This is a genomic window from Flavobacterium sp. (assembly GCF_049318185.1).
Lineage (GTDB): Bacteria > Bacteroidota > Bacteroidia > Flavobacteriales > Flavobacteriaceae > Flavobacterium.
The window spans coordinates 1-20,876 of the sequence record NZ_JBMOGV010000035.1 but is presented as its reverse complement, the minus strand read 5'-3'; the positions used below and the strand labels follow the sequence as shown (position 1 = coordinate 20,876).

The following is a 20,876-nucleotide window of genomic DNA, read 5'->3' as shown; positions in this document are numbered from 1 at the left end:
AGAGAAAAGTATAACTACTACATGAGTAATTTAGATGAAGTGGATAGTTTATTAGAACAAGGCGCAAAAAAAGCAAGTGTAGTTGCCAATAGTGTTTTACAACGAGTACGAATAAAATTAGGTTTCGAAAATAGTTAAACCGCTTCAAATAATTTTCCTGGCAAAGGTCGAATCACACCTTTTAATTCCATATTCAAAAGGATTGATGAAATTCTATAAATAGGGAAATCACATTCGAGGGCAACTATATCTAAAAGTTGCTTTCCGTTTTTTTGGAGGTACTCATATATTTTTTGTTCTTCATTATCCAAAGAAACAAAGAGTTGCTTTTGAACGGGTTTTGTCGATTTGGCTTCCAATTCCCAATTCAAACAATATACTAAATCTGCTGCTGAAGTTAAAAGATTGGCGCGTTGTGTTTTTATTAAGTCATTGCAACCTTGACTGTATTTGTCAGTAATTCTTCCTGGGACAGCAAATACATCACGATTGTAATCATTTGCTAAATTTGCTGTGATTAATGACCCGCCTTTTTCAGCACTTTCTATAACAATTGTTGCTTCACTCATTCCGGCAACAATTCTATTTCGACGCACAAAATTCTCTTTATCAGGATTAGAATTACTCCAAAATTCAGTTAAGAAACCTCCATTTTGTTCCATTTTGGCAACGTACTTTTTATGTGTTTTTGGGTAAATTTGATTTAACCCATGAGCCAAAACACCTATGGTTTGCAAATTAGTATCCATAGCAGCTTGATGTGCCACAATATCAACCCCATAAGCAAAACCACTAATAATAATAGGATTGAATATAGCTAAGTCTTCTATTAGTTTTTTACAAAATTCTGTTCCATAAGAAGTGATTTGTCTCGTTCCTACAATACTAATTAATTTTCTGTTTTCAAAATTAAAATTTCCTGTAGCAAAAAGTAAAACTGGTCCATCAATACAATGTTTTAATTTATCTGGATAATTCTCATCTTTGTAATATAAAACTTCTATTTTTTCGTTTTCAATAAATTTTAATTCCTGTGCTGCTTTTTCGAAAACCGATTTGTCTTTTAGTTTTTTTAATAATATTTCACCTATTCCATCAATAGATTTTAAGAGACTCCCCCTGGCGCTAAATATTTTTTCGGCTGAACCGCAATGATTTATAAGTTTTTTGGCGACTATATCACCTACACCATCAATCTTTAATAGTGCTAAAACATGGAAAAGTTCTGTTGTATTCATACATAGAATTTACAACACAAAATACTAATTTTTTATTTAAATTGTTAATAAAATTTGTGAATAATTTTTTGATACTGCTATTGTTTCTTTAAATTTGTCACTATGAAGATTGAACAATACATTTCTCAATTATTATATCGTTATCAGTGCGTAACCGTTCCAGGATTTGGTGCTTTTTTGACCGAATTTCAATCAGCGCAATTGGATGAAAATTCGCATTCGTTTTTTCCTCCAAAAAAAATGATCTCTTTTAATCCTTTCATTAAAAATAATGATGGATTGTTAGCTAATCATTTGGCTCAAGCCGAAAAAATTGGTTACGAAATTGCTGTTAATACTATTGAAATTGAAGTGTCACATTGGACAACAAAAATTCAAGAATTTGGCAATTTTTCTATAAAAAATATAGGTGAGTTCAGTTTAAATGCAGAGAGAAATTTAGTCTTTGTGCCTGCAAATCAAATTAATTACTTGAAAGAATCCTTTGGTTTATCTTCTTATATATCTCCATCTGTAAAACGTGAAGTTTACAAACAAGAAGTAGAAGCTATTGAAGAAAAAGCTCCTATCGCCTTTACTCCTGAAAAAAGAAGAAGTTACAAAGTTCTTAAATATGCTGCTGTTTTCACTCTATCTCTAGGATTAACTGGGGTTTTGGGTTATAAATTATATGATAATTATTTGAAACAAATTGAACAAGAAACACTTTTAGTTCAATCCAACGTTCAGAAAAAAATAAATCAAAAAATACAAGAAGCTACTTTCTATATAGAAAATCCATTGCCTGCAGTTACGCTGACAGTTCCTTCTGAAAAAACTCCTTATCATGTTGTAGCCGGGGCATTCCGATTAGAATCAAATGCTAAAAATGCTTATAATTCTTTATTGAAATTAGGATTTAAAGCGAAAAGATTACCCGCTAACAAACATGGATTATTCCCAGTTCTTTATGGAAGTTATAGTTCTTATACTGTAGCTCGAGATGCTATGAAAAATATTCAAAAGCTAGATAATAAAGATGCTTGGTTATTGATACAAGAATAAAAAAAATCCCGATGCATCGGGATTTTTTATTTTCTGTAACTACCTTTGTTAAAAATTTGATATGAAACCAAAACATCCCTCGGAGTCATTAACTATATTAACGGATTTAGTTTTGCCAAGTGAAACTAATCCATTAAATAATCTTTTTGGTGGTGAATTACTCGCAAGAATGGATAGAGCAGCTAGTATTTCAGCCCGAAGACATTCTCGTAGAATTACTGTAACAGCCTCTGTAAATCACGTTGCATTTAATCGAGCCATACCTCTAGGAAGTGTAGTAACTGTTGAGGCTAAAGTTTCTCGTGCTTTTAATTCTTCTATGGAAATTTATATTGATGTTTGGTTAGAAGATAGGGAGTCTGGTATTAAAACCAAAGCAAACGAGGCAATTTATACTTTTGTTGCTGTGGATGAAACAGGGAATCCAGTAACTGTTCCTCAAATTGAACCAGAAACTGAGCTAGAAAAGGCAAGATATGACGCCGCACTGAGAAGAAAACAGCTTAGCTTAGTACTTGCAGGAAAAATGAACCCACACGATGCAACCGAATTAAAAGCATTATTCACATAAAAAAACCCTGTTTTTTTGTGATTTTATGTTACATATTAAATAACCAACTAGCCGGATTATTGTATGTTGTATTTTGTAAAATTAAAAACTTTAAAATAGTTTTTCCTGTATCGCCGTTGGTTCTAATTTTTCCTAATGTTTGCTTAATGGTAACCTTATCGCCAACGCTAACATTTACACTAGTCAAATTTTGATATACGGTAAAATAATCTCCGTGTTGAATAAAAACAGCAATGTTTAAAGGTGATAATTTAATCACTTTTGTTACTTCTCCTCCAAAAACAGCTCTTGCAGAAGAACCGCTTTCGGTTGTAATTTCTACACCGCTATTGTGTACAGTTAATGTTTTATATACAGGATGTGGTTGGTCACCATAGGACAAACTAACTGCTCCTTTTTCAACTGGCCAAGGCAATTTTCCTTTGTTAGCTCTAAAATTATTAGCTATCAATTGTCCTTCTGATGTTAAAACAATTTTTGTGGACTCTTCGGTGGCTTTGGTATCTGCCTTAGAAACTGTTTTTGGATTAGCTTTTGCTTTTGCAGCCGCTGTCTTTTTGTTAGCAGCTGCTATAGTTTCACGAATTAATTTTTGTATCTGAGCATCTATTTTCTTGGTTTCTTGTTGCTTTTTCTTGATATCTGAAACAATCTTTCCTTTCTCCTTTTGGATTTGTTGTGCTATTTTTTCTTGTACTTTTTTCTCTTTTTCTAATTCTTGTTTTTCATTTTCATTTTCAACTATCAACTTTTCTTTGGCAGATTTTTGGACTCCAATTTTATCATTGTACGTTAAGAGTTGATTTGTTTTCCCTTTGATTTCCTCTCCTTGCATTTTCCTGTAACTGGCATATTGTTTCATATACTGAGCTCTTTTATAGGCCTGAAGAAAATTTTGTGAAGACAATAAAAACATAGCTCGACTTTGCTCCGATCTGCTTTTATATGATTTTAAAATCATCTCCGCATAATCTTTTCTAAGTTGATCTAAGTCTAGTTTAAGTTGGTTAATCTTAATTTGATTTGCATATATATCATTACTCAGCAATTTTGTTTGCTTTTCAGTAGTGTTAATTAATTTTTGTTTTAAACCTATTTTTTCTTTTTGGAGCATTAATTGTGTGACTACTGATTTTTCTTTGCTTTTTACAGTTTGCAATAGTTGTTCTTTCTCAAGAATTTCTTGTTGAATCTTGGCTTTTCGCTCTTCCAATTGTTCCTGTGTTGGAGGTTGACTCCAAATTGGGATTGCTAAACAAAAAAAGAATAAGGTGAAAAAGAATTTTGGCATAGTCTAGTTAATTTGGCAAATCTAATTTATAAAAATTCTGTCATATCCATCAGGAACGCTATAGGGAAATGAAAGGTCTTCGTTAAATGTAATTGAATTATAATCAATTAAAATTTCTGTTTTTGCTTTCTTTTGAACTGCATTTATATACAAACTGGAAGGCAAAATAGCAGATGCAAAATCTTGAGAATTAGGATAATTTACTTCAAATGTCCTTTCTTTTGTGGGTTGATTTATTTCTAGTTTTTTAAGTAAAAAATGTTCCGATTCAAAGAAAAAGGATTTTTCAGTATTGTTGGCTATCGAGTTTAACTTATAAAATTTATCTCCTACTTCTAAATTATAATTCTCTTTAGTTAAATCATCAATAGGCTGTCCAAGAAGCATGTTTTGAATTTTATCAAAGTCTAAATCGGTGCCGAGCCATTGGCTTAAGGCTTGATAATTACCTTCAAAATAGGTTCCGTTTATTTTTTCATAATACTTCACTTCTTTGGGTGTTATTAGCGCTTTGGCCATTGTTATGCCTAAAAATCGAATGCTTACTAGTATTTTTTCCCCTTTCTTAATTTTGATTTCGGCAGCAACACTTTGTGATTGATTATCATCTTTATATTTTGCGCTAGATCTTATATATAACGTGGAAAATTCATTTTTGTTATTATAATGATTCTGAATTATTTTTTTTGAATTCATCATGCTTTCATCTTTTACAACTTTAATTTTTGCTTTTGCATCAACAAAAACAGCTTTTGATTTACAAGAAACTAAAAGAATAACCAACAAAAACCAACACCAATTTTTCATTATTTTTTTTGTTTTTTAATCAGATCTTCAGCCTTAGAGAAGTATTTTTCTTTTTTCTTTATATCGCCCAAAGCGCTATAAGCTTCGCCTAGTTGAATATTGAAATTGATTTCTAATGCCTGATCATCTATTACAAAATCCAAGCCATTTTCTAAAAAAGTCGCAGCTTTCTTGTTATTCTTAATTTGATTGTTAGCCAAACCTGCATAATAATAATACTGTGGTTGTGTTGGATAAAGTTGTGTTAAATCATCGGCTTTTTTTGCTAAAACATCAAACTGCTGGATTTCTGTATAGGACTGAAGCAATAACAGTAGGGTTTCTGTATCATCTGAATTGTTTTTTAGATGCATTTCGAAATACTTGATTGCCTTATCCCAATTGGCTTTTGAATAATAAAATTTACCTATTTCTCTGGATACTTTTACTTCTTTATCATTATCAAAATAGGAAATGGCTTTATCTAAATCGGGCTCGTGTTTTGGATTATTCATGACAAAAATCAAGAATTCATTGAGCATTCTATGTTTAATTTTAGAGTCTATTTTTTTGCTTGGTAAAACAATATCCATCGCTTTTACAATATTGTCTCCATCGTTGTTATTTAAATAAAATTTAAATAGACTTACTTGAGCCCAATCTGAGGTTGGGATGGCTTTTTCAAGTTTTTGAGCAATTCCTAATGCTTTTTCCTCTTGATTGCTTTTAGAATACATAAAAATCAAAGAAATATAATTCGACTCATCCTGAGGATATTTTTTTATTTTATCTAAAAGATTGTTTTTTTCTGCCGATTGGTATTTTAAATCTTTAAGAATATCTGCTTTATACAATTCGCGTTTATCTGATTTTCCAAACTTTTCATTTAACTCATTAATGAGTTCTAAAGCTTTGTCAAATTGATTGGTATTCATGTATAATGAAGTAAGGTCTTCCTTATAATCTTCTTTAAATTCCACTAATTTTTCTACTACAACTACTGCTTGATTATAATCGTGAGTTTCATAGCATACATCATACATGCCTACCCAAGCCCAACGGTTTTTGGGTTCCATTTTAGTAACTTTTTCAAAATTATCATAAGCATCTTTATTTTTTTTTTGAGCCAAATAATTTTTACCTAATTCAAAATAAATAACTGCATTTTCAGGTTCTTTTTCTTTACAAATAAGCAACGATTCTATGGCTTTATCATAGTTTTCGATACCTTTTTGTTTTAGTGCTTCAAAAAAATTATCTTGAAATCCATTATCTAACACCACTACTTCATTTGGTTCTTTTTGAGCCAAAAGGATGTTGGGAATACATAATATCCCAAAAAGTAATGTCCAATAAATTCGAATTTTTTTCATTGTTAAGCTGAATTTATTTCAATTTCGATTTATTCTAAAACTGAATAATCTCCAATACTAATACTGGTATAATCACCATCAAAACTTGCATAATTGCCTATCATGGCGTTATCTAAATGAGCATTTTTTATGTGGGCATGTGTTTGCACCAAACTGTTTTTGATACTGCTGTTTTGTACATGACATCCGTCGCCCAAAGATACATTTGGACCAACCGTGGCATCAATCAAAACTACATTTTTACCAATATAACAAGGCGGAATAATAATAGCATTTTCTAATTTAACATCATAATCTACTAAATGCTCTCCATCATGATGAAGGAACCCTAACATTCTAGAATTAGTTTCTACCGTAACATCTTTATTGCCACAATCCATCCATTCATCAACTTCACCAGGTACAAATTTCATTCCTTTAGCCATCATTTGTTTGATGCCGTCATTAATTTGGTATTCGCCACCATGAATAATGTTGTTATCTAATACATATTGGAGTTCGTTTTTTAATACCGCTACATCTTTGAAATAATATATTCCAATCACGGCAAGGTCAGAAACAAATTCCTTTGGTTTTTCTACCAATTCAACTATTTCACTAGCTTCATTAAGGTTGATAACGCCAAAAGCTTCGGGTTTATCCACTTGTTTTACCCAAATTACGCTATCTGCAGTTACGTCTAAATCAAAATCAGCACGAATTAAAGTGTCTGCATACGCAATAACGGCTGGTCCGCTTAGTGAATCTTTGGCACACATAATAGCATGACCAGTTCCCAAAGCTTCATTTTGATAATAAATCGTTCCTTTTGCGCCTAATTTTTGTGCAATTGCAATTAATTCATCTTCAACTTTTTTACCAAAACTTTCGTGAATGATAAAAGCTATTTCTTCAATATCTTGATTTAACACACCTGCAATATCTTCTACCAATCGATGCACAATTGGTTTCCCGGCAATTGGAATTAAAGGTTTTGGTATGGTTAAAGTGTGTGGGCGAAGACGTGAACCGCGACCTGCCATGGGTACTATTATTTTCATGTTAACTTATTTTAAACGCAAAGTTCGCAAAGGTATTTCACAAAGTTCGCTATGTTTTAATTTATAATTTTTACAAACTGAATACTAAGTGCTGAACACTGCCTACTACTTAACCCCTGTACTCCCAAAACCGCCTTCTCCTCTTGAGGTTTCAGACAATTCTTCAACTGAAATCCATTCGGCTCTTTCGTGCTTGGCGATGATTAATTGGGCAATTCGTTCGCCGTTTTCAATAACGAAATCTTCTTGGGATAAATTTACTAAAATCACGCCAATTTCTCCACGATAATCGGCGTCGACTGTTCCTGGTGAATTGAGAACGGTAATTCCTTTTTTGGCTGCCAGTCCGCTTCTTGGTCTTACTTGCGCTTCGTAACCGATTGGCAATTCAATAAAAAGTCCTGTTTTAACAATTGTTCTTTCTAGTGATTTGAGCGTTATTGGTTCAGACAAATTGGCTCTTAAATCCATTCCAGCTGAAGCAATGGTTTCGTAATTGGGTAATTCGTGTTGTGATTTGTTTATTATTTTTATTTGCATAGTTTATTTTCGTTTGACTATTCGTAGTAATGTTTCTTTCTCATTAAAATATATAAAATACAAAAAAACAATTAATAAGGTAAATTTAATATAATAGTTATCCCTCAAAATAGGCACGTAAAAGGAAAGTGCTGAAAATACTATCGTTAATCCTAGATAACTGAATATCTTCATAAAATCATACGGTATAGGATATTTCTTTTTGCCCATATGATAAGAAATAATCATCATCGTTCCATAAGCCGCAATAGTAGCAATAGCTGATCCTGTATAGCTAATATAAGGTATTAAAATGAAATTGAGTACTAAAGTTACTGCAGCGCCTACAAGAGAAATGTAGGCCCCAATACTAGTTTTGTCTGTCAGTTTGTACCAAACGGATAAGTTGGTATAAATTCCTAAAAAGAAATTGGCCAAAACTATAAGCGGCACAATTTTCATAGCATCCCAATAATCAGCATTGGGCACCAAGACCTGTTTCAGTAAATCGGCAAAAACAATCACAAATAAACTAATGAACGAGCCAAAAATCACAAAATATTTAGTTATAGTTGCATAGGTTTGTGGTGCGTTTTCATTGGAGGCATGGCTAAAAAAAAACGGCTCAATACCCAAAGTATATGCAGTTCTGAAAAGTACCATAAACATTCCAATTTTATAACATGCAGAATATGCCCCGATTTCTGAAAGCGGAACGTGCATCCTATCTAATAGGATTTTGTCGAAATGTTCGTTAATGGCAAAAGCAATTCCGGCAATTAAAATAGGAAAGGCATACCCCATCATTTTTTTCCAAAGCACAGCATCAAAAGCGCCTTTAATCTGAAAATAATCAGGTGATAGCACGATAAAGGTGGCCAAACTAGCACACAGTCCCGAAATAAAAATATAACCTATTTGAAAGTGTTCAATATAAAATGCATTCCAAAAACTACCGCCACTTCCCAAAGCTAATTTGGGTAATACCAATAAGAAAAAGACATTCAGACAGACGTTTAGTAAAACATTACCAATCTTAATGGCAGCATAGAACATGGGTCTTTTATTGGCGCGCAATTTGGAAAAAGGAATTACGGATAATGCATCAAATACTAAAATCAATACCGTATACAAGATATATTTCGGATCAATGTTAGTCCAATTGCCTAGTGTGGTTCGAAATAAAATCCCTAATACTAAAAAAATCAAAGACGAACACAAAATAGAAAGAGTAGCAGTAGAGATTACTTTTTTGGTATCGGTTTCTGTATTGTAAAAACGAAAGAAAGCCGTTTCCATCCCATAAGATAAAGCAACATTCAAAAACACCAAATAGGCAAAAATAATGGAGACTTCCCCAAACTCACCCTTAGGTAAAACTTTCACATACAACGGATTGAGTAAAAAAGTCAACATCCGCGGTAACACCGTAGCTAATCCGTATATGGCTGTTTGTTTGAAAAGGTTTTTATAAAGGCTCAAAGAGAGTTTATTTTTATAGGTGATGAACAAAAATAACTATTAAATTCATTCCAAAAAAAAAGAGCGAACAAATGTTCACTCTTTTCTAATTTATTTGAATTAATTGTTATCCTTTCAAAGCCTCAGCTCCACCAACAATCTCCAATATCTCATTCGTAATCGCTGCTTGACGCGCTTTGTTGTAGGTCAACTTTAATTGATTTCTTAATTCAGTTGCATTATCTGTTGCTTTATGCATTGCTGTCATACGCGCACCATGTTCTGAGGCAAAAGAATCTCTGATTGATTTATATAATTGCGTTTTTAACGATTTAGGAATCAACGTCAGAACAATTTCTTCTTTTGATGGTTCAAATATATAATCTCCTGTTGAAACTGGCTTATCTGATTGAATTGGTGCTAATGGTAAAAATTGTTCTGTTTGTACAATCTGAGTAGCAGCATTTTTGAATTGGTTATATACCACTTCAATTTTATCATACTCGCCAGTAATAAATTTTTCAGTTAATGCATCTGCAATTTCGGCAACATTTTCAAAAGTAAGATTATCAAATATTTCACTTTTATTGGCTATAACGGTATTGGTTTTTCTTAAAACATCATTCCCTTTTTTACCTATAGCAAAAATATCCACTTGTTTTCCAGCGTAACTATCGGCAACTAATTTTGCTTGTTTAATGACGTTAGTGTTGAAAGCACCACACAAACCACGGTTTGATGTTATAGCAACAACCAATACTTTGTTGATTTGGCGTTGGAAAGTATATTCTCCGCCTGCATCACCCTCTAAAGTAGCGCTAACACTTTGCAATAATTCCGTTAATTTTTCGGCATAAGGTCGCATTGCTGTGATAGCATCTTGTGCTTTTTTCAACTTTGCAGCAGAAACCATCTTCATCGCCGATGTGATTTGCATCGTAGACTGAACGGAAGTAATTCTATTACGGATTTCCTTTAAATTGGCCATATAAAAGTTAGTAGTTAGAAGTGGGAAATGAGAAGTGGGAAGTGGGAAGCACTATTCTCTCTTCCCGCTTCCCGCTTCCCGCTCCCAACTTAGTTGTATTTTGCTGAAATTTCTTTGGCTGCTTTTTCTAAAACATCAGTGATGTTATCGTCTAATTTTCCTGCTTTTAAAGCATTCAAAGTGTCTCTGTGTTTGTTATTCAAGTATTCCAAATAATCTCTCTCGAATTCTTTTACTTTGTTTACAGGAACATTTCTCAACAAGTTTTTAGAACCCGCATAAATAATAGCTACTTGATCTTCTACCGTGTAAGGATCGTTTACTGCTTGTTTCAAAATTTCAACGTTTCTTCTTCCTTTTTCAATTACGTTTAAAGTAACGGCATCTAAGTCTGAACCAAATTTTGCGAAAGCTTCCAATTCACGGAATTGAGCTTGGTCCAATTTTAATGTACCAGCTACTTTTTTCATGGATTTAATCTGTGCATTACCCCCAACACGAGATACCGAAATACCTACGTTAATAGCAGGACGAACTCCAGAGTTGAACAAATCACCATCCAAGAAAATTTGTCCGTCAGTAATCGAAATTACGTTTGTTGGGATATAAGCAGAAACGTCACCCGCTTGAGTTTCAATAATTGGTAGCGCAGTTAATGAACCTCCACCTTTCACGATTGGTTTCAAAGTGTCTGGTAAGTCGTTCATATTTTTGGCAATATCATCATCCGCAATTACTTTACATGCTCTTTCTAATAAACGAGAGTGCAAGTAGAAAACATCTCCAGGATAAGCTTCACGACCTGGTGGTCTTCTTAATAAAAGGGAAACCTCACGATAAGCTACCGCTTGTTTTGATAAATCATCATAGATAATCAAAGCAGGACGACCTGAGTCACGGAAATATTCTCCGATTGCCGCACCAGCCATTGGAGCATAAACCTGCATTGGAGCAGGATCTGAAGCGTTAGCGGCCACAATTGTTGTATAAGCCATGGCTCCTTTTTCTTCTAGAGTCTTTGCAATTCCAGCTACAGTAGAGGCTTTTTGTCCAATAGCAACATAGATACAAAATACGGGTTGACCAATATCGTAAAATTCTTTTTGATTTAAAATGGTATCAATACAAACTGTAGTTTTACCCGTTTGACGGTCACCAATTACCAACTCACGTTGTCCTCTTCCAACTGGAATCATCGCATCGATAGATTTGATCCCCGTTTGTAATGGCTCTGTTACTGGTTGACGGAAGATAACTCCTGGCGCTTTTCTCTCTAGTGGCATTTCGTATAAATCACCACCGATTGGTCCTTTACCATCGATAGGCTCACCAAGAGTGTTTACCACACGACCGACTATTTGCTCACCAACTTTCAATGAAGCGATACGTTGAGTTCTTTTTACGATAGAACCTTCTTTTATACCAGTTGATGGTCCTAAAAGTACCACACCAACATTGTCTTCTTCTAAATTCAATACGATTGCTTCCAATCCGTTATCAAATTGAACTAACTCACCGTATTGTGCATTAGACAATCCATAAACACGAGCGATACCATCACCCACTTGAAGTACTGAACCCACTTCTTCTAACGTAGCTCCAGATTGAAAACCTTCTAACTGTTTCTTTAATATTGCTGAAATTTCAGCAGCTTTAATTTCCGCCATTTTAATATATCTTTAATGGTAATTTAATTACTAAACTCTCTTTTTAATTCTTGTAATCTGTTTGCCACAGAGGCATTGTATTGTTTGTCTCCAATTCTCAAAATAAATCCTCCTATGATTGATGGATCTACAATATTCTCTAAAGTTATTTTTTTGTTTGAAATGGTAGCTATTTTTGCTAATACTATACTTTCTATATCTGGAGTGATTGGGAAGGCTGTAGTTACTTTAGCAACTTCTATATTATTCATTACATCAAATAATATATTATATTGTGAAGCGATTGGTGCTAATATTTCAAATCTTTTGTTCTCTTTTAGTAATATGAAAAGCGATTTTGTTTCTGCTTGAACTGAAGCAAATACCTCTGACAAAGCAGTCATTTTTATATCAGATGTAACTATTGGGCTTGACAAAAATTCGCTCAATTCTTTGCTTCTTGTAATAGAAGAAACGATTGACAACATATCATCATTTACTTTTACAGTATTTGCACTAGAAACCGCAGTTTCTAAAATGGCTTTTGCATATCTAATCGCAGCTCTTGACATAACGATTAATTTAATTTAACATCACCTAACATTTTCTCTACCAATTTGGTTTGAGCTTCTTTGTTAGACAATTCGTCTTTTAATAATTTTTCAGCAATCTCTAATGATAAAGAAGAAACTTGAGATTTTAATTCCGCCAAAGCTGCATTTTTCTCGCTTTCTATGGAAACTTTTGCTTGCTCAATCATTTTTTGACCGGCAACTTGTGCTTCTGTTTTAGCATCATTAATCATTTTATCTTTGATTTCTCGAGCTTCTTTCATCATTGCATCACGCTCTAATCTTGCCTCAGCAATTAATTTCTCATTGTCTGATTTCAAATTTTGCATTTCTTTCTTAGCATGCTCTGCCGATTGTAAGGCATTTTTGATACCTTCTTCCCTTTCATTAACTGCATCAAGAATAGGTTTCCATGCAAATTTTTTCAAAAGGAAAATAAGTCCAAGAAATAAGATTGTTTGCATGATAAACAACCCTAATGAAAACTGTCCAAATAATTCTTCCATTATATTTTGTATTTTATATTAATGATTTAATAGTAAAACAAAAGCCACAACCAACCGTTATGGCTTTTTGTTTTTTTTAGTTTACCGCGAATAAAGCAGCAAATCCAATACCTTCAATAAGGGCAGCAGCGATAAGCATAGCCGTTTGGATTTTACCAGTAGCTTCTGGTTGACGAGCAATAGCGTCCATTGCTGACCCACCAATTCTTCCGATACCAATACCAGCTCCGATTACTACTAATCCAGCTCCAACGATTTTAGGAATTTCCATAATGTATATATATTTAATTAAACATTCAATTTATTAATGATGCGCTACTTCATGGTGCTCATCATGGTGATGCTCCTCCACTGCGGCACCAAAATATAAGGCGGCCAACATGGTGAAGATATACGCCTGCAATAAGGCTACTAAAATTTCTAATAAGGATAACACAAAAGCCAAAAAGAACGACAACGGACTTCCAATTGGGCTATTAAACGTATACATCAAGGCTATCAAACTCATTAGTACAATGTGTCCCGCAACCATATTCGCATACAAACGAATCATTAAAGAAAATGGTTTAATGATGGTACCCAACAATTCAATAGGCGCCAAAATAAATTTCATAGGAACGGGTACTCCTGGCATCCAAAAGATATGCCCCCAATAATCTTTCTTAGCAGTAAAGGTGGTGATCAAATAGGTAATAACCGCCAAAGAAGCTGTAATAGCAAGATTCCCAGTAATATTAACCCCCAGTGGTGTCAACCCAAACATGTTCAAAAACCATATAAAAAAGAAGATAGTCAATAAAAAACTCATGTATTTTTTATAATGCTTCTCTCCAATATTAGGAATAGCAATGTCATCTCTTATGTATAAAACTATTGGCTCAAAAAATCTTCCTGCTCCAGTTGCTATTGAACCGTTTTGCTTATATGATTTGCCCAAACCTCTGAATAAGAAAAACATTAGTAACCCTACTAAAATAATCATAAACAAATTCTTTGTAATTGAAAAGTCAAGAGGCTTTACATTGGTAACATGACCTTTATCATCTTCCGTAAAACTTCCCTCAGCATCGGTTCTATATACTAATCCATTGTGATGATTTATCTTGTAGTAATTTCCATTAGATTCAGCAACGGCTTCACCGTGTTCAAATTTTGAGGAAGAAAAAAAGTGTAAACCGTTGTCATATAAAATTACAGGTAACGAAAAACCAAAATGTTTATTATTTTCTTCACCATAGGTAAAAAAAGTAAAATCATGGGAGTCCATCAAGTGGTGTTTAATATGTGATTTTCTCTCTGAATCAGATTTTTGCTCTTCTGTTAAATTAGCATTTTCAACTTCATGCCCTTCCCCTTTGATGGACGCAACATGTTTAGTCGTTTCCATTGCCGGTGTCGCGGTAGTAACGCTATCATTACTTGTGGTTGCAAAACTTAATAAAGGCAAACAGGCCACAAATGCGGCTAAAATAAAGTGGAGTGTTTTTCTTGAAATCACCATATCTGATAATTAACTTAAATTGACTTTTTAAAATTTGGTGCAAAAGTACAATTTAAATTAAAAATAAAAAGTATATGTTTTAATTTTTTTGATGGAATTGTCAATTCCGCTTTTAATTTATTGCTTATTGTTTAAAATTCTAATAGTCACAAAGGTTTCTGTTGCTAAAAAATAAATAAAAATGATGAAAAAGCTCATTTTTTCTACAGGCGTTTTAGGCAGATTTAGACTTAATATAGGCCTAACAAAAATATAAGCTACAAGCATTTTTAAAGAGGTTAAAGCGAGGAATGCATAACCTACGTTGTCAATACTTAATTGTTTGATTTTATGTAAAACCAAAACGAGTAAAGAAGAAGAGAAAAAGAAACCTATATATAATAATGGTATTGAGTAAATAAAATCAGCTTCATACGTAATTGGAACAAAGAAATAAAACAATAATTTATGGATGGCAAAACCTATTATTCCTAATAGCAAAATTGTAAAAATTGATTTAATTTTTTCCAAACTAAAATTATTCATTGTCTAAATTATTGATTTCTTTTAACTGACGATTGATATTATAAAATGCAATAGCAACTCCAACTAATGTTGAAATTTTAACAAAAATATTGTTTTTATTGGGATACTTTAAATCTAGCCAATCGCCAAGACTGGAAAACAGAAAAATTATAACACCCATTTGAATTGGAATGTTAATAAGCGCCAACCATTTATTACGCTGTTTTTTCTTCTGTTGATTTTCCATTATTAATCATGCTTTTCACATGAGGTTTCATCACACAGGAAGCGCTGAATTCTGCTCCAGGTTCAACGGAAAGTTTTCCACAAACAACTTCGCCTTTTATGTGTGCTTTTGATTTTATATTAAGTATTTCTTGGACTTCTATTTTGCCATCAAATTTTCCCTCGATATCTGCATTTTTGCAAATAATATCGCCTTTAACGCTTCCTGCGGGTCCGATTACAATTTTGCCTTTTGATTCAAAATTTCCAATCAATTGTCCATCCAAGCGAAAATCTGCAGGCGAAACAATATCTCCGTTGATAGTAGTTCCTTCAACAATTCTGTTTGTTTTACCTAGTAAATCTGTATATGATTTTGAACTTTTTTCAAACATATATTTATCCTTTCTTACCTAATTTTTCTACTTGAATAGAAGTAGGCACGCCAAATTCTTTTTCCTTAGCTCGCGCGGGAAGTTTTCCATCAAGTGGATTATTTTCTTGAGTATTTGGCTGTTGTTGTTCATTATTTTCATCAGGTTTTGGTTGTTGAGCTACTGGTGCTTTTTCAATTGTTCCATCCCAGTTTGGTGGGGGTGGATTGTCTTCAAGATTCCCTGCTAAATAATCATCAATATTCTTTTTAATCTGAACTATAGTGTAATTCTCTGTTGAAATAATAATGGGTGTTTCAACAACTTTATAATCCTTATAATCTTTTAAAACTGAAGTGATTCCTTGAGCTAAATCTTTAGAATTTATTCCATGGATAACTATAAAATTATCGGTCATAGTATAAATATCTAGCGAAACCGAAAGTTTACTTAAACCTCTATCTTTAATGAATTTATCAATCTTTTTACGTAGCAATTTCGTGTTTTTATCTTCAAAGTCTTTAGTAGCATAAAGAATTTTCCAATTTTTAGAATTGGCTCTAGAAAGTTTTAATGCTTCAAGTTTAGGCAAATCAACTGATAATAATTTTTCTGCCTTTTTACCTTCTTCACTATTTGGGTAATTGAGTGCAACAAAATTTAAAGCTTTGCTATATTCTAATAATCCACTTAGTTTTCCAACAATATTAGCTTTTAATAATTCAAATTTAGGAACAATCTCATCACCTGTAAACCTGTCTATAGCTCTTTCAGTGTTTAATAATACTGTTTTAAATTCTCGGTTTTGATATTGTTTATAAATGTTTTCATAAACAACTTTTGGCGAATCGCTTGACTCTACTATGTCTGTATTTGGATTTGTTAATATCTGAGCATATCTAGAATCTGGGTATTCATTAATTATTCTAGCTTTAATTTGCTCTGCTTTGGTTTTGTTTAAAATTTCATAAAGCTTGTACAAATTATACATTGATGGTAAAACCAATCTTTGTTCAGGATTATTTGCCAACAGTTTTTCAAATCTATCTATTCCTAATTGATATTCTTTGAATTTTTCTTTATAAATAACTCCTAATTGATAATAGGCAAAATTTCTTTCCTTACTCAAACTGTCAATAACGGTTTGTGAGGTTGGTAATTGTTTTATATAAAAATCTGGTGTAAATTTTTCATCTATTGCAATACTATCTTTAGAGTCTTTGTCTGATTCATTTTTATCATTATTATCTTCTTCTTTTTCTGTGGTTTTCTTTGTCAATGAAGCTACACGCCAATTGTCTTGAAGCGTTCTTTTTCCCCAATTTTTTATGAATTCTTTTTGACCAAAAGCTACTGTAGTAGGGTTATAAAAATAGAATGTGCTTTGAGTTCCATTTGAAGGCATATTGCCTAAATTTGGTGGTTTGCTGTTTACTGATTTGCCAGATGGTTTATCACCAGAGTCAATATTGCCCTCGTTTCTGTTTTGGTTTTCTTTAATTATTGCAGCTTTATCAGCTAATTTTTTTGAGGCTTCTTCCTCTTTTTTCAGTTTAACAATGTACTTGTCGAAGTATGCATTTTTGCCATTTAAATCCATATTATACAAAGAAATAATGCTGTCATTTTGCTGAGCTATACCTTCGTATTTAATAACATCTTCAAGATTTTCTCTTTTCTTTTTAATCAAATTTAACTCTCTCGTTCTTGGTTTTAAATTCACTAAAGTACTGTCATAATATTTCCCAGCCATAACAAATTTAGAGTCAATAAAATAAAGGTCTGCTAAGTTTCTATAATTTGATGCAACAAGATAACTGTCTTGTGTTTTCTTTTTTAGGGAAAGATTATAATTCTTTTTAGCTATGGTAGGATTATTACTTTTTTCATAAAACAAAGCCAACTGATGATGTAAAACATCCAGATAAGGACGGTTTTCTCTATCGGCAATTAAATCAGTAAATTTTTTTAGGAAAGCTATGGTATCTCCTTTTTCATAATCAAACTGGCTAGCTTGTCTGGCATGAGCATGAATAACATATTGTCTAGCCGATTTTCTATTCATATCAATCACAGATTGATAGGCGGTATAGGCGCTATCTTTATAACCCATTTTTTCATAAAGCTGAGCCAATATATATCTGTATCTAGCTTTTTCTTCATTAGATTTTGTAAATTCTGTAGCTATTTTAATTTTAGCAACAGCACTATCTTTTTCTTCAAGATTAAGAAAAGCTTGAGCTAGAGTCGCATTAGCATCAGCAAAAATTTGATCTTTGAATTTTATTTCTTTTAATAATTTATTGAGATTATTTACAGCCAAAGCGTCGTTTTCTAATCGCATATTGGTCTTTTCTCTCCAAATTTTTACTTGATATATTTTATCGCTCTTTGGGTATTTATATAACACATAATTAAAAGCTTCTAGAGCAGGTAAAAATCGTTGATCATAATACCTAGATTTTCCCAAAAGTAAATAAGATTCGTCCATCTGCGGGTTTTTTTCTGAACCCTGAATATTCATGGAGTGCTTTTGAATGGCTTTTGTTGCTTTAGTTTCAGCTCTTTCAAAGTTGGCGTTTTTATTTTCTTTAGGAAGTATTTTATCTTCGCCAATCTGCATTCTTTCCACAGGAAGAATTTCCCAAAAATTATCTTTATTTTGTGAAATCACTTCTTGAATTCCTTTGTCTAAGGCAATTCCTCCATTGTATAAAATATTATATTTTGTGCTAAGAGCATGGGAGTTTCTTGAAAGAAAGGAGTTTCTTTTGGTAGAACATGCTATCAAAAAAATAAGAAATCCCGAAAAAATAAAATATTTAATAATATTAGCTTTCAAAGCAAAACGTTTTTATTATTACGTGAAAATGTTATAAATAGTATAACTGACTGGTAAAAGTACGTTTCTTTTTGATATAGCAAAAAATTACACTGCAAAAAACGCTTCTAACTCTTTTAGAGTTTCTGGAGATGTTTGAATGTCTTTTACTATTTCTCCTTTATTTAGTGCAACAATTCTGTCGCAAACCTCAACAGTATGAACCAAATCGTGACTAGAAACCAAAACAGTAACTTCAGGATTATCAGCTAATTCTTTGATTATTTTTTTCAAACGATTTACAGTGGTTGGGTCCAAATTGGCAAACGGCTCGTCAAGAATAACTACTTCTGGGTTTCCGATTAAAGTGGCTATAATGCCCACTTTTTTCATATTTCCTTTGGATAAGTCTCTGAGGTATTTTTTGCTTTTCAAGATTTCTCCGTTAAAGAATTCTTCGTGTTTGGCCAATAAAGCATCGACATCGGCTTTATTTTGTCCTCGTAAATCACCTATGAAATAGAAGTATTCTTCGGCGGTTAAATATCCTATTAAAAAACTCTCGTCGATAAAAGCTGCTGTAAAGGGTTTCCATGCTTCACTTGTATTGACTTGGACACCATTGTTTACAATATGTCCTGAACTTGGCTGAATTAAATCCAGAAGCAAACTAAAAAAAGTAGTTTTCCCTGCTCCATTATTTCCTACCAAACCAAAACTTTGTCCTTTTGGAATTTCCAAGTTTGAAATGTTTAAAACGCTTACTCCTGCAATATATTTTTTGGTTAAATTAGTTACTTGTATCATTTTGAAAGTATTTATTGTTTGTGATTGATTTACTTTTAATTCTTCTGTTTGTAAGCAGCTATTGTGGCGTATTTTTCTGTTTTGTAGATTTTTTCAATTTTAGTAAAAACCATATCTCTTAGTGTAAATCCAAAAACTCCAGCTAAAGCCACAAATAAAAATCCAATATTAGCGGAAAACAAATAATATCCTGCAGCATATAAACCCATTGGCACAAGCAATTTTGGTAAAGAGATTAACATCGTTTTCAAGTTAAATGCTTGTTTATCACCAAATGCTTTGTTGGCCATGGTTAAATCAATTGGCGTTTTTACATAGGCACCACCAAGCATTACCAAATGAGAATTCACACCAATGTTGTAAACAGCTCCAACTACTATCAACATATAAGTTTGCCAACCAAAATACAAGTAGAAAGAAGCTATGATGGTAGAAATTATAGTGCCAATAACCATCAGCCACCATTTTGAAGTTAAATATTGTCGGTAACTGATGTTTTGACTCATCAATAGTTGATAATAGGCACTGTCCCAACTCGGAATGAATTGTCCGAAAGTGAACAAAAATCCTCCAGAAACAAAGATGCCAGCAAACACATGCATAGCAGGATTATTATAGGCTTCAATCGAATTTGTAAAAAAAAGTAATCCATAGAAAATGAAAAGAAAACTCATAATAACCGTTGTTCTTGATCGTTTGTTTCTTTTCAGAAGTTTGATGTCATTTTTAAGAAATGTGCCTAATGTTCCAAATTGGTTCAACCAAGTAAGATTTTCGGTTTTTGCTTCATCGCTTTTCTTTGCCAAACCTGTATCTAAATTCAAATCATTTTTGAAATAATTAAACGAAAAATAATAGATAATTATGAGTAAAAGAATTGGAATTAAAAATAAATAATTGGTGTCATACATTCCTTGAAAAAAAGGTTTGGTATACTCTGTAATGTTGAAAAATTGATAGTATTGTGCCAAACCAAATGAAGCCACTGTAGCAACTAATGGGTAAAAAACTAGGTCTTTATTATTGATTATTAGATTAAGAAAATTATTTGCATAAATCAGCGCCATCATGGCCAAATGCCAAAGAATAGCTTGATAACCATAACCCTCAATTAACAAAACAATGGTAAACGGCAAAAAGAAAAAAGCATGAATGATATTAAAAAAAGAAATGGAGGTTTTTCCTAATGAATAATGTACAATTGTACTTCTCTTTATCGGCAACGTTAATAGCGGTTTAATATTGGTAACTGGCATTTTTTGGAAAAACCATCTCACTATCAAATCGCCAACTAAATAATAAATGAGATACGTATTAATCGTGGAAAGCGGTTCTAATCCTTCATCTATCAATATAAAAAACACGGCCGAACCTAATATGGCAAAACACACTATGAAATATAATGCGCCTAAACCCATTATGATTTTCAGCGCTAAGTTAGTTGCAAAGGATGCCGAACGAAAAAAGGATTTCCACTCGAGTTTGATGAAATGTTTGAACATAGTTTGGTTGTTTAGGTTTTGCTATTAGTTTTAAAGATAGGAAATTGTTACACTAATTGTGTTATTTCATATTCAGGATAAGTTTCACGAAGGTAGCTCTCGGCTTT

The 20,876-nt window shown here is 32.6% G+C and carries 21 protein-coding genes; 2 read left to right on the top strand and 19 right to left on the bottom strand.

The features are described from left to right. Positions 1-134: 134 nt before the first annotated feature. Positions 135-1,238: a DNA-processing protein DprA gene (gene dprA, locus ACOYLT_RS05070; protein WP_422852771.1), complete on the bottom strand. Its 1,104-nt coding sequence runs from the start codon at positions 1,236-1,238 to the stop codon at positions 135-137. 102 nt (positions 1,239-1,340) lie between these two features. Between dprA and ACOYLT_RS05065 the strand changes: the two genes are divergently transcribed. Beyond that, positions 1,341-2,282 (top strand): SPOR domain-containing protein, encoded by a 942-nt coding sequence (locus ACOYLT_RS05065; RefSeq protein WP_422852770.1) that lies wholly within the window; start codon positions 1,341-1,343, stop codon positions 2,280-2,282. A gap of 61 nt (positions 2,283-2,343) precedes the next feature. After that, on the top strand, positions 2,344-2,853 hold the full coding sequence (locus tag ACOYLT_RS05060) for an acyl-CoA thioesterase (protein WP_422852769.1): 510 nt from the start codon (positions 2,344-2,346) through the stop codon (positions 2,851-2,853). Between the two features lie 28 nt (positions 2,854-2,881). On the opposite strand, the gene ACOYLT_RS05055 is transcribed toward ACOYLT_RS05060, so the two are convergent. The 18 genes from ACOYLT_RS05055 to ACOYLT_RS04970 all read right to left on the bottom strand — a co-directional run bounded on the left by ACOYLT_RS05055 (position 2,882) and on the right by ACOYLT_RS04970 (position 20,769). Beyond that, the gene (locus tag ACOYLT_RS05055) at positions 2,882-4,144 is read right to left on the bottom strand and encodes a murein hydrolase activator EnvC family protein (protein ID WP_422852768.1); all 1,263 of its coding nucleotides are present in this window, start codon (positions 4,142-4,144) and stop codon (positions 2,882-2,884) included. A 21-nt stretch (positions 4,145-4,165) separates the two neighbouring features. Next, positions 4,166-4,951, bottom strand: a complete 786-nt coding sequence (locus tag ACOYLT_RS05050; RefSeq protein WP_422852767.1) for a DUF4292 domain-containing protein — start codon at positions 4,949-4,951, stop codon at positions 4,166-4,168. Beyond that, positions 4,951-6,303: a tetratricopeptide repeat protein gene (locus ACOYLT_RS05045; protein ID WP_422852766.1), complete on the bottom strand. Its 1,353-nt coding sequence runs from the start codon at positions 6,301-6,303 to the stop codon at positions 4,951-4,953. Before ACOYLT_RS05045 ends, ACOYLT_RS05050 begins: the two co-directional genes overlap by 1 nt. A gap of 29 nt (positions 6,304-6,332) precedes the next feature. Next, on the bottom strand, positions 6,333-7,343 hold the full coding sequence (locus tag ACOYLT_RS05040; protein WP_422852765.1) for a sugar phosphate nucleotidyltransferase: 1,011 nt from the start codon (positions 7,341-7,343) through the stop codon (positions 6,333-6,335). Positions 7,344-7,448: 105 nt separating this feature from the next. After that, complete coding sequence (dut, locus tag ACOYLT_RS05035) at positions 7,449-7,883, bottom strand: dUTP diphosphatase (protein ID WP_422852764.1); 435 nt, start codon at positions 7,881-7,883, stop codon at positions 7,449-7,451. A 3-nt stretch (positions 7,884-7,886) separates the two neighbouring features. After that, positions 7,887-9,344 carry a lipopolysaccharide biosynthesis protein gene (locus ACOYLT_RS05030; RefSeq protein ID WP_422852763.1) on the bottom strand — a complete coding sequence of 486 codons (1,458 nt, stop codon included), beginning with the start codon at positions 9,342-9,344 and terminating at the stop codon, positions 7,887-7,889. Positions 9,345-9,450: 106 nt separating this feature from the next. Beyond that, positions 9,451-10,311 carry an ATP synthase F1 subunit gamma gene (gene atpG, locus ACOYLT_RS05025; RefSeq protein ID WP_422852762.1) on the bottom strand — a complete coding sequence of 287 codons (861 nt, stop codon included), beginning with the start codon at positions 10,309-10,311 and terminating at the stop codon, positions 9,451-9,453. 89 nt (positions 10,312-10,400) lie between these two features. Continuing rightward, the gene (gene atpA, locus ACOYLT_RS05020) at positions 10,401-11,978 is read right to left on the bottom strand and encodes a F0F1 ATP synthase subunit alpha (RefSeq protein WP_422852761.1); all 1,578 of its coding nucleotides are present in this window, start codon (positions 11,976-11,978) and stop codon (positions 10,401-10,403) included. Between the two features lie 23 nt (positions 11,979-12,001). Further along, entirely contained in the window at positions 12,002-12,535 is a 534-nt protein-coding gene (gene atpH, locus ACOYLT_RS05015) for an ATP synthase F1 subunit delta (RefSeq protein ID WP_422852772.1), read from the bottom strand. After that, positions 12,535-13,035 carry a F0F1 ATP synthase subunit B gene (locus tag ACOYLT_RS05010; RefSeq protein WP_422852760.1) on the bottom strand — a complete coding sequence of 167 codons (501 nt, stop codon included), beginning with the start codon at positions 13,033-13,035 and terminating at the stop codon, positions 12,535-12,537. The genes atpH and ACOYLT_RS05010 overlap by 1 nt, the downstream gene beginning before the upstream one ends. A gap of 76 nt (positions 13,036-13,111) precedes the next feature. Further along, entirely contained in the window at positions 13,112-13,306 is a 195-nt protein-coding gene (atpE, locus tag ACOYLT_RS05005) for an ATP synthase F0 subunit C (protein WP_379757645.1), read from the bottom strand. Positions 13,307-13,339: 33 nt separating this feature from the next. Continuing rightward, complete coding sequence (gene atpB / locus ACOYLT_RS05000; RefSeq protein WP_422852759.1) at positions 13,340-14,536, bottom strand: F0F1 ATP synthase subunit A; 1,197 nt, start codon at positions 14,534-14,536, stop codon at positions 13,340-13,342. Positions 14,537-14,653: 117 nt separating this feature from the next. Continuing rightward, positions 14,654-15,046, bottom strand: a complete 393-nt coding sequence (locus ACOYLT_RS04995) for a hypothetical protein (RefSeq protein WP_422852758.1) — start codon at positions 15,044-15,046, stop codon at positions 14,654-14,656. Positions 15,047-15,053: 7 nt separating this feature from the next. Beyond that, positions 15,054-15,287: an AtpZ/AtpI family protein gene (locus tag ACOYLT_RS04990; protein ID WP_422852757.1), complete on the bottom strand. Its 234-nt coding sequence runs from the start codon at positions 15,285-15,287 to the stop codon at positions 15,054-15,056. Then, entirely contained in the window at positions 15,256-15,660 is a 405-nt protein-coding gene (locus tag ACOYLT_RS04985; RefSeq protein ID WP_422852756.1) for a bactofilin family protein, read from the bottom strand. Before ACOYLT_RS04985 ends, ACOYLT_RS04990 begins: the two co-directional genes overlap by 32 nt. A gap of 4 nt (positions 15,661-15,664) precedes the next feature. Beyond that, positions 15,665-18,481, bottom strand: coding sequence for a tetratricopeptide repeat protein (locus ACOYLT_RS04980; RefSeq protein ID WP_422852755.1), 2,817 nt, complete (start codon positions 18,479-18,481; stop codon positions 15,665-15,667). Positions 18,482-18,568: 87 nt separating this feature from the next. Next, entirely contained in the window at positions 18,569-19,267 is a 699-nt protein-coding gene (locus ACOYLT_RS04975) for an ABC transporter ATP-binding protein (protein WP_422852754.1), read from the bottom strand. 35 nt (positions 19,268-19,302) lie between these two features. Beyond that, a complete protein-coding gene (locus ACOYLT_RS04970; protein ID WP_422852753.1) occupies positions 19,303-20,769 on the bottom strand; it encodes a DUF5687 family protein in 1,467 nt (488 codons plus the stop codon). Positions 20,770-20,876 lie beyond the last annotated feature (107 nt).